At 76.4% G+C, this 8,942-nt stretch carries 8 protein-coding genes and 2 pseudogenes; 2 read left to right on the forward strand and 8 right to left on the reverse strand.

Annotated features, from left to right (window positions below):
* Positions 1 to 185, reverse strand: a 185-nt coding sequence (locus AB0M52_RS25590) for an AAA family ATPase (RefSeq protein WP_363958503.1), incomplete at its 3' end; no start/stop codon positions are given.
* 238 nt (positions 186 to 423) lie between these two features.
* On the opposite strand from AB0M52_RS25590, the pseudogene AB0M52_RS25595 reads away from it, so the two are divergent.
* Positions 424 to 1,512 (forward strand): annotated as a pseudogene (locus AB0M52_RS25595) (adenylate/guanylate cyclase domain-containing protein); the annotation flags it as partial.
* A gap of 696 nt (positions 1,513 to 2,208) precedes the next feature.
* On the opposite strand, the gene AB0M52_RS25600 reads toward AB0M52_RS25595, so the two are convergent.
* On the reverse strand, positions 2,209 to 2,775 hold the full coding sequence (locus AB0M52_RS25600) for a dienelactone hydrolase family protein (protein WP_363958521.1): 567 nt from the start codon (positions 2,773 to 2,775) through the stop codon (positions 2,209 to 2,211).
* 70 nt (positions 2,776 to 2,845) lie between these two features.
* Positions 2,846 to 3,340: a hydroxyphenylacetyl-CoA thioesterase PaaI gene (gene paaI / locus AB0M52_RS25605; RefSeq protein WP_363958524.1), complete on the reverse strand. Its 495-nt coding sequence runs from the start codon at positions 3,338 to 3,340 to the stop codon at positions 2,846 to 2,848.
* Between the two features lie 156 nt (positions 3,341 to 3,496).
* On the opposite strand from paaI, the gene AB0M52_RS25610 reads away from it, so the two are divergent.
* Positions 3,497 to 4,255 carry a class I SAM-dependent methyltransferase gene (locus AB0M52_RS25610; RefSeq protein WP_363958506.1) on the forward strand — a complete coding sequence of 253 codons (759 nt, stop codon included), beginning with the start codon at positions 3,497 to 3,499 and terminating at the stop codon, positions 4,253 to 4,255.
* Positions 4,256 to 4,300: 45 nt separating this feature from the next.
* Here the strand turns inward: AB0M52_RS25610 and AB0M52_RS25615 are convergent.
* From AB0M52_RS25615 to cbiE, 5 genes and pseudogenes are all read right to left on the reverse strand, one after another.
* A pseudogene (locus AB0M52_RS25615) lies at positions 4,301 to 5,228 on the reverse strand (sirohydrochlorin chelatase); the annotation flags it as partial.
* The gene (locus tag AB0M52_RS25620; protein ID WP_363958509.1) at positions 5,225 to 5,845 is read right to left on the reverse strand and encodes a precorrin-8X methylmutase; all 621 of its coding nucleotides are present in this window, start codon (positions 5,843 to 5,845) and stop codon (positions 5,225 to 5,227) included. The gene AB0M52_RS25620 and the pseudogene AB0M52_RS25615, both read right to left, overlap by 4 nt.
* Positions 5,842 to 6,072 carry a 4Fe-4S binding protein gene (locus AB0M52_RS25625; RefSeq protein WP_363958512.1) on the reverse strand — a complete coding sequence of 77 codons (231 nt, stop codon included), beginning with the start codon at positions 6,070 to 6,072 and terminating at the stop codon, positions 5,842 to 5,844. Before AB0M52_RS25625 ends, AB0M52_RS25620 begins: the two co-directional genes overlap by 4 nt.
* Positions 6,069 to 7,817: a precorrin-3B C(17)-methyltransferase gene (gene cobJ / locus AB0M52_RS25630; protein ID WP_363958515.1), complete on the reverse strand. Its 1,749-nt coding sequence runs from the start codon at positions 7,815 to 7,817 to the stop codon at positions 6,069 to 6,071. Before cobJ ends, AB0M52_RS25625 begins: the two co-directional genes overlap by 4 nt.
* On the reverse strand, positions 7,814 to 8,942 hold a 1,129-nt coding region (gene cbiE / locus AB0M52_RS25635), incomplete at its 5' end, for a precorrin-6y C5,15-methyltransferase (decarboxylating) subunit CbiE (protein WP_363958518.1). The genes cobJ and cbiE, both read right to left, overlap by 4 nt.

Genomic DNA, 8,942 nt, shown 5'->3' on the forward strand with positions numbered 1-8,942 from the left:
GCACCCGCGTCGCCCAGCCGCTCGCCGACCTCGCGCAGCAGGCGGGTCTTGCCCACGCCGCTCTCGCCGGTGAGGAAGACCGCCGCCGTGTTTCCCGGCGCCACGTCGTCGAGCAGCACGGCACGCATCGTCGCCACCAGGTCTGTCCGACCTACGAGCGGGGTGGTGTCCACGTCGGTGGCCATGGCTCGCAGCCTAGTCACAGGCACCCGCACCGTTCTACCGCCGAAACGCGCCTGTCCTACACATCGCGTCGACAATGCGACCAATGGTTGCGCTCGGCCGACATACGTCGTTCTGCCGATCCGCCGTCAGACCGGGGGGTGACAGTCTCCGGACATCGTCGGCACCACGGGGGGAGAGGCGGGTGCGGTCTCCATGCCCATGTCCACCATCGTCGCTGCTCCAGAGTCGGTCAGGCGGATGCGCTGGCCGGTGACCGAGGAGCGGCGGACAGTCACCGTCCTCTTCGTCGACATCGTCGGTTCGACCGGGCTGGTCGACCGACTCGATCCGGAAGACGTACGTGCCCTGCAACGGGTCTACTTCGGCACCGTCGCCCGAGTGCTGCGGCGCTGGGACGGTGCGGTGGAGAAGTACGTCGGCGACGCCGTGATGGCGTTGTTCGGCGCACGGACCGGTGACGGGTGGGAGGCGTACCGGGCGGTGCGCGCCGGCCTGGAGATCCAGCGGGCGCTCGACCGCCGGCCACTCGCCACCGCACCCGGGTTGCGGGTACGGGTCGGAGTCGCCACCGGCGAGGCCGTGGTGGACCTCGCGGTCGGGCACGACGGCGGGCACGGCGTGGCCAGCGGCGCGGTCATCACCCTGGCCGCCCGGTTGCAGGAGTACGCCCCGCCCGGCGGCGTCGCGGTCTGCGCGGCCACCCACCGGGCCGTCGCCGGGCTGATCGCGCAGCGCCCGGTGCCGGCGGTGACGGTGGCCGGCAAGGCCCTGCCGGTGGAGGTCTGGCACGCCACCGGCACCCTGCGGCTCCGGCCGGCGCGCCAGGACGGTCCGCTGGTCGGCCGGCGCCGGGAACTGGCCACCGCCCGGGAACAGCTCGCCGAGGCGGTACGCGGATGCGGCGTGCGACGCCTCATGCTGATCGGCCCGCCCGGCAGCGGTCGCAGCCGGTTGTTGCGGGAGCTGGTCCGGAGCACGCCCACGGTGGACGGTGTGCCGGTGCGGTGGTGCGTGACGGCCTGCCCGCCCTACCCGGACGGGCCGCTGGCACCCGTCGCGGACCTGGTCCGTGCGGTGGCCGGCGCCCGCGCCACCGACGACCCCGAGTCGGTACGCCGCCGCCTCGCCACCGCCCTCGGCGAACTGGTCCCGACGGAGTGCCTGGCACCGGCGCTGGACACGGTGGACGATCTGCTCGGCTCGGCCGCCGCGGGTGCCCGGGCGGCGGAGTGCTGGCGGGACGTGCTGCTGCGTCTCGCCCGGCGGCAACCGGTGGTGGTGGCCGTGGACGACCTCGACCGCGCCGCGCCGGCGCTCCGCCGGCACCTGGACGCCCTGGTCGACCTGGCCATGACGGGCGGCCTGCCGCTGGTGCTGGTCAGCACCGGCAGCGAGGAGACCGGCGATGCCGGCCGACCGGCGGCCCGGGTGCGGTTGGGTCCGCTCGACGCGCTGACCACCGGCCGGCTGCTGCGCCAACTGCTGCGCCGGGCCGGCCGCCCGATCGGGTTGGTGGGGCAACTGGTCCCGCTGGTGGGCGGCAACCCCGGGCACGCCGTCGCGTACGCGCACGCGCCCGGCGGCGGCGATCCGGCGCGACCGCCCGTCCCGGAGAGCGTCCGCCGGGTGGTCGAGGCCCGGTTGGACCGCCTCGACGGCCCGCAGCGGGCCGCCCTGATGGCCCTGGCCGCTCTCCCGCCGGGCTGCGCCGCCGCGGAGTTGGCCCGGGCGCTCGGCTGGCCGGCGAAGCAGGCGGAGTCGGCCCTGCACACCCTGACCGGAGCGGGCCTGCTCGTCCCACTGCCGGCCGGCGGGCACGAGGTCGCCGATCCGGTGCTGCGCCAGGTCGCCGCCGCCCGGCTGCCGCGTGCGGTGCGGACCGCCTTCGCCCGCCGGGCCAACACCATGACACCGCCGGGACCGACGGAGGCACCGTCGGAGTCCGAGACAGACGCCGCGCCGTGGCGGTCCGGTAGTGACTCGGCGCAGTCCCGGTTCGAGCGGGACGCGGCGCGGGCGCGGTCAGCGGGCAGCCAGGAAGGTCAGGACGCGGTCCCAGGTCAGATCGGCGGCGACCGGGTCGTGGTCGGTAACGGCCGGGTCGGTGTACAGGTGTCCCGCCCCCGGGTAACGATGCACCACGACCTCCGCACCGGCGGCGGTCATCTCGCCCTGCCACTGGTCGACCTCGTCGGACGGGTCGTAGGCGTCGGGATCGGCCAGGTGCAGGTGGATCCGCAGGCCGGGCCGGACCGCAGCCGGGGAACCACCGGTGCCGTGCAACAGCAGCAGGCCGGCGCTGTCGGGGCGCTCGGCCAACATCGCGCCGGCCACCCCGGCGCCCATCGAGAACCCGGCGAGCACGGCGTCGGGCGGCAGCCCGTCGAGCGCCGTGCGGGCCCGGTCGAGTACGGTCTGCTGACCGATCCGGTCGAGCAGGGCGAAGCCCTCCTCGACGGTGTCGACGGCCGACACGCCGTACAGGTCGGGCACGCGCACCTGGTGCCCGGCGGCGCGCAGCCGGTCGGCCGCGGCCAGCACGGCCGGCCGCAGCCCGTACACGGAGTGGAAGAGCACGACGTGTCCCATCGGCACATCGTGCCCGACTCCCCCGACAACGCCGGTCCCGCCGCGCGGCGGCCTGGTCCGGCGGCTCGGTTCAGCCGTGATCGGCGACCGCCGGTCGGTCGCCCACCGCACCGGGGGCCGGCCGGAGGACCCGACTGTGGCCACGGAACTCGGCAACCACCTCCCCGCCCTCGCGGGTCACCGTGACGTCGTAGATCCCGCTGCGGCCGTACCGGGTGCGTTCGGTGGCCCGGGCGACCAGCAGGTCCCCCTCCCGCGCCGGGCGGACGAAGGTGATCTCGCCGCCGGCGGCGACGGTGGCCGGGCCGTGGCTGTTGCAGGCCAGCGCGAAGGCGGTGTCGGCGAGCAGGAAGACGAACCCGCCGTGGGCGATGCGGTGGCCGTTGACCATGCCGTCGGTGATCCGCATGCGGGCCTCCGCGGCGCCGCCGACGGCGCTGACCAACTCGATACCGAGCCGGTTCGACGCGACGTCGGCGTCGAACATCTCGTGCGCGGCGGTGCGCTGCGGGTCCACCTGGCTCCTGGGTCCGGTCGGCAGGGCGTGCCGCCCTCGGACGGACATCATGACACCCGCCGGCCAGCGGAAAAGCGCCAGCCGGGTCGGATCGACGGCCGCGATCCGACCCGGCCCGATCATCGCTTCGCCATTCTCTCGTACTTGCAAATTGTTGGCAACAACTCTGGACAGGAGACCCGTGCCGTAACTAGCTTGTGCGACATGAGTCCTTACGTCACCGATCCCGCCGCCTGGCAGGAGAGCTGGGACCGGCAGCAGGAGGCGTACCTGCCGGACCGGGAACACCGGTTCGAGGCCATGCTCGACGCGGTCGACGCCGTCCGCGACACCGCGCCGCCCCGCCTGCTCGACCTGGCCGGCGGCACCGGCACCATCTCGCTGCGCGCGCTGCGCCGCTTCCCCGACGCCGAGGTGACCCTGGTCGACCTCGACCCCGCCCTGCTCGCCCTCGCCGCCGCCTCGCTCGGCGACCGGGCCACCATCGTCACCGCCGACCTCGGCCAGCCGGGCTGGTCCGCCGCCCTGCCCCACCGGCGGTACGACGCGGTGCTCACCGCCACCGCCCTGCACTGGCTGCCCGCCGAACGGCTGGCCGCCCTCTACGCCGAGCTACGCGACGTGCTGCGGTCGGGCGGTCTGCTGGTCAACGCCGACCACATGCCCGAGGACACCCTGCCGGAGCTGACCGAGCGGCTGCTGGCCCGGGCGCAGGAGCGCCGGGCGGCCCGTTACGCCGCAGGTGCCGCCCTGTCCTGGTCACAGTGGTGGGACCAGGCGGCGCAGGACCCGGTACTGAACCCGCTCGTGCAGCAGCGCCACGCCATCTACCCGTCGGGGCACAGCCCGGAGTGGACCCCACCGGTCACCTGGCACCTGGGCGCCCTGTCCGACGCCGGCTTCGCCGAGGTGGGCACACTGTGGCGCGGCGGCGCCGACGCCGCCGTCGTCGGCGTCCGCTAACGGCCGGACGACCCACCGGCCGGCCAGCCGGCCGGTGACGGCCGCCGCCGGCTCACCGGCCGGGCGGCGCCGGGTGCCGGTGGTGATGACCGGCGTGGTGATGGTGGTGGTGGCCGTCGACCGGGTCGTCGGGGTGGTCGTGCGGGGTCTGCGGCCGGCCCACCTTGTCGGCGAAGCCCGGCAGCAGCACCCGGTACGCGCAGGTGTCGCAGTTCATCCGGATATCCCCCCGCACCGCCTCGGCGTGCCGCTCGAGCACCAGCTCGGCGAGGGCGTCGCAGTCGCCGATCAGCCCGGCGACCCGTACGTCCAGCTGCGGGTGGGCGGCGGCGAACTCGCCGGCCTGGGCGGCGATCCGATCCGGCAGGACCCCGGCGAACAGGAAGTACGGGGCGACCACGATCCGTCGGGCGCCGAGCCGGCGCAGCCGGTCCAGCACCGCCGGGACCGACGGCTCGGCCAACGAGACGAAGGCCGCTTCCACCCCGGCGTACCCGCGCCCCTCCCAGAACAGCCGGGCGACCTTGGCGACCTCGGCGTTGGCGTCCGGATCGGTGGAGCCCCGGCCGACCAGGGCGACCCAGGTGCCGGACCGGTCGGCGCCGGCGAGCGCCGCCTCGACGCGCTCCTCCAGCACCGCGTGCAGCAGCGGGTGCGGCCCCAGCGGCCGCCCGTAGCGGTAGGTCAGCCCCGGGTGGCGCCGCTGCTCGCGGGCCATCGCGGCGGGGATGTCGCCCTTGCCGTGCCCGGCGGCGGCGAGCACCAGGGGCAGCGCGACCAGCCGCCGGTGTCCCCGGGCGGCGAGCGCACCGACCGCGTCGACGAGCGGCGGCCGGGACAGCTCGATGAAACCCCCCTCGACATCGCCGACAGCGCCGGCGGACCGGCGGCGGACCCGGTCGACCAGCGCGGTGAACTGCGCGACCCCGGCCGCGCTGCGGGTCCCGTGCCCGACGATGACCAGGGCGGTCATGACTTCTCCTCCACGTACAGCAGGGCGTTGAGGGCAGCGGCGGCCACCGCCGAGCCCCCCTTCTCACTCCGGTTGGACACCCCGGGCAGGCCGCTGGCCCGCAGGGCCGCCTTGGCCTCCACCGCGCCGACGAAGCCGACCGGCAGGCCGACCACCAGCGCTGGCCGGGCGTCCAGGGTGAGCAGTTCCGCGAGGGCGGTCGGCGCGCAACCGACCACCCACACCGCGCCGGGACCGACCTGGCGGGCGGCGATCCGGGCCGCTGCCGCGGACCGGGTGATCCCGGCCTCCTGGGCCAGCCGCGCCGCCGCCGGCTCGGCCACCGGACAGACGGTCCGGCGTCCGGTGATGCCGGCGGCCACCATCGCCACGTCGGTGACCACCGGGGCGCCGGCGCGCAGCGCCGCCAGGCCGTCCGCCAGGGCCGCCTCGTCGCAGACCAGGTCGGCCACGTAGTCCAGGTCGGCGCTGGCATGCACCACCCGCTCCACCACCGCCCGACTCAGCGGCGGCAGGTGCGACAGGTCGACCCGGGAGCGCAGGATCCGGTACGACAGCGCCTCGATCGGGTGCACCTCCCGACCTTCCGGCCGGGTGCCGGATCCGGTGTCGGTCATCGAGCTCCTCCGGGTTCCAACGTGGTGGCGCGGATCGCGTCCACCGGGCAGACCTCCAGGCACTCCAGGCAGCCGGTGCACCGGTCGGCCCGGACCGTCAGGCCACCCGGTACGGGGGTGAAGGCGTGGGTCGGACAGGTGAGCAGGCAGGCGCCGCAGCCCTGGCAGGCACCGACCGTCACCGCGGCCGGAGGTCGACCGGCCCGCGCCGGGGTGTTCGCCGTCACGGCTGCCACCGGTACCCACGCGGGGTGACCATCCGGCCGGCGACGATCCGGCTGTGGCTGCTGCCGACCACGACCACGCTGTACATGTCGACCACGGCCGCGTCGAGGGTGGCCAGGGTGGCCAGCTGCACCCGCTCGCCGGGGCGGGACGCGTTGCGCACCACGCCGACCGGGGTCCGCGCCGGCCGATGCGCGGCGAACAGCTCCAACGCGGCCGGCAGTTGCCACTGCCGGGCCCGGCTGCGTGGGTTGTACAGCAGCGTGACCAAATCGGCCTCGGCGGCGGCGCGGACCCGGCCCGCGATGACCTCCCACGGGGTGTGTAGGTCGGAGAGGCTCAGGTAGACGTGGTCGTGGCCCAGCGGCGCGCCGAGCAACGCGGCGGCGGCCAGCGCGGCGGTCACCCCGGGCACCCCGACCACGTCGATCCGCTCGTCGGCGTACTCCAGGGCGGGGCTGGCCATCGCGTACACCCCGGCGTCGCCGGAGCCGACCAGCGCGACCGCCCGCCCGGCCGCGGCCTCGGCCACCGCGGCGCGGGCCCGCTCCTCCTCGGCACCCAGGCCGCTGGCGAGCACCCGGGTGCCGGGGCGCAGCAGGCCACGGACCTGCTCGACATACTGGTCGAGGCCGACGACGACCGAGGCGCGGCGCAGCTCGGCCGAGGCCCGAGGGGTACGCAGGTCGGCCGCGCCCGGCCCGAGCCCGACGATCGCCAGCCGGCCGCGCGGGGCGTGCCGGGCCACGGCGACGGTGGCCATCGCGGTGGCGGTCTTCGGCACCAGCAGCTCCGCCTCGCCACCGATCAGCGCGGCCGCTTCCGCGACGCTGGGGGTGCCGACCGCCGCCCGGACCACCTCGCTGGGGTTCGGCACGTCGATCGCCGCCAGCTCCGCCGCCGGATACGTCACCAGCGGTACGCCCGACGCCTCGGCGGTCGCCACGATGCCCGGCTCGTCCGCCTTGACGTCGGCGCTGGCCAGGTGCCGCAGGCTCGCCGGGCTGAGGCCGGCTCCGGCAAGCACCTCCGCCAGCAGGTCGCGCACCTCCCGTGCCGGCGCGCCCCGGCTCGCCCCGACGCCGGCGACCAGCGACGGCGGTCGCAGCACGGCCGTCCGATCGTCGAGGTCGATTACCCGGTCGCTGACCAGCAGCCGGTACCCGCGCGCATCCGACCCCCCGTCATCGGCGTCGACATCGGTGTGGGCGTCGACGTGGACGTTGGCCGGCAGGGCGGGCAGCGGCCAGGTGGCGTCGGCGATCAGCCGGACCGGCTCGCCGTCGAGGATGGCCCGGGAGACCGCGGCGACCGCCCCCTCGACCGGCCAACCGAGGGTGTCCAGGCCGGGCAGGCCGGTCACGTCGGTGGCGGTGGTGACCACCGGGGTGGCGCCGAGCAGGGCGCCGACCGCGGCGGCCAGCTCGTTCGCGCCGCCGCCGTGCCCGCCGAGCAGCGCGACCGCGTGCCGGGCCGCGTCGTCGACCACCACCACGCCCGGATCGGTGCGCTTGTCGCCGAGCAACGGGCCGAGGATCCGTACCACCGCGCCGGTGGCCAGGAACGCGACCACCTGGTCGCAACGCGCCCACGCGGTGCGCAGCGCGTCGGCGACGGTGTCACCGGCCACCAGGTCGGCCTGCGGCCAGGCGGCCGCGAGCACGGCGGCGTGCCGCCGCCCGGCGGCGGTGGCGGCGACCAGCCCCACCCGGCCGGGCGGGTCGTACGGGGTCCAGGTGTGGTTCACGGGCGCTCCCCGGTGAGGACGACCACCGGGTTGGTGGCCGCGAGTCGGATCGAACCGCCGGGCAGGTCGGCGAGGCGGGCGGCGCTCAACTGGGTCCCTTCGACCGCGTACCCCGCGGTCCGCAGCAGCCCGATCGCGGGGCCGACCCGGTCCAGGGCGGCCAGCGCCACCACCACCCGCTCCGGCCGCCGGTCGGCCACCGCGGCGAGCACGTCGACGCCGCCCCCGCCCACGAAGACCGCGTCCGGCTCCGGCAGCCCGGCCAGCACCGCCGGGGCGGTCCCGGTGACCAGGCGTACGTCCACACCGTGCCGGGCCGCGTTGGCGCCAACCGGGGCGGCGGGATCCCGCTCCACCGCGATGACCGCCGCCCCCAGCAGCGCGCACTCGATGCCGACCGAGCCGCTGCCCGCGCCGACATCCCACACCAGGCGGCCCAGCCGGGGATGCAGCCGCGCCACCACGAGGGCCCGCACCTCGGCTTTGGTGATCATCGAGTCGCGATGGGCGTAGGCCCGCTCGGGCAGCGCCCAGCCTCCCGCCGGCGCGGCGGCGGGCTGGTTGTCGACCCGCATCGCGCTGTCGACCAACGTGGCACTGTCGACCTGCATCGGGCCGCCGGGCCGGGCGAGGCAGAGCACCACGTGCGGGTCGCTCCAGGTCCGGGCCGCGGCGTCGGCAGGGCTGCTCTCGGTGACGCGCTCCCGGTCGGTGCCCAGGTGTTCGGCCACCACCAGCCGGCGTGACCAGCCGGCGAGCCCGCGACCGATCTCGGCGGCCCCCGCACCGGGAGCGGTGAGCACGGCCACCGCCGGCAGTGCCCGGCAGGCGTTGAGCGCCGGACGCAGGTCCCGCCCGTGGGCGCTCACCACGGCGGCACCATCCCAGGGCAACCCGGCACGGGCGAAGGCGGCGGCGACGCTGGACACCGCGGGAAGCACCCGCAGTGCGAGCCCGGCCGCCCGCAGCCGCCGGACGATCCCGAAGAAGCCGGGATCGCCGCTGGCCAGCACCACGACCGGCGTACCGGCGGCAACGGCCGTGGCGAGCCGCGTCAGCGCCGGGGCGAGGGGGCCGAGGACGACGGTCGGGCAGCCGGCCGGCACCGGCACGGCCGCGAGGTGC

The organism is Micromonospora sp. NPDC051296, assembly GCF_040682255.1.
Classification (GTDB): domain Bacteria; phylum Actinomycetota; class Actinomycetes; order Mycobacteriales; family Micromonosporaceae; genus Micromonospora; species Micromonospora craterilacus.